The following is a 331-nucleotide window of genomic DNA, read 5'->3' as shown; positions in this document are numbered from 1 at the left end:
GGCGACCGGCCGTCGACGTTCGGCCGTCCCGGACCGCGTCGCGCAGGCCCGCGTCGACGACGTCGAGTACGGTCTGGCCGCGCCCCGCCCGGGCGAGTGCCTCGACACGCGCGACGCGCAGATCGTCGCGATCGCCCGGGGATCGTTCCGCGGCGGGCAGCAGGTCGAAGGCCCGGACGGCATCGTCCCACCCGCGTGCCGCCTCCTCCGAGTTCCATCTCTCGGTGGCCTCGCGGGCGGCGGTGACGCAGGCGTCGAGCACGACGCGATCGTCGACGAGAGGCAGTGCCGCCATGAGATGCCGGGCTCGTCTCCCGGCACGATCCGGGTC

At 74.9% G+C, this 331-nt stretch carries 1 protein-coding gene; it reads right to left on the bottom strand.

Annotation, left to right across the window (positions count from 1 at the left end; genetic code table 11):
* Window positions 1-295: hypothetical protein (locus tag NVV99_RS26420; RefSeq protein ID WP_260783291.1), on the bottom strand; the 295-nt coding region annotated here is incomplete at its 3' end.
* Window positions 296-331 lie beyond the last annotated feature (36 nt).

The organism is Rhodococcus sp. PAE-6 (assembly GCF_025290685.1).
Taxonomy (GTDB): domain Bacteria; phylum Actinomycetota; class Actinomycetes; order Mycobacteriales; family Mycobacteriaceae; genus Rhodococcus; species Rhodococcus pyridinivorans.
The sequence above is the reverse complement of the archived record's forward strand: the minus strand, read 5'-3'. Positions and strand labels throughout refer to the sequence as shown.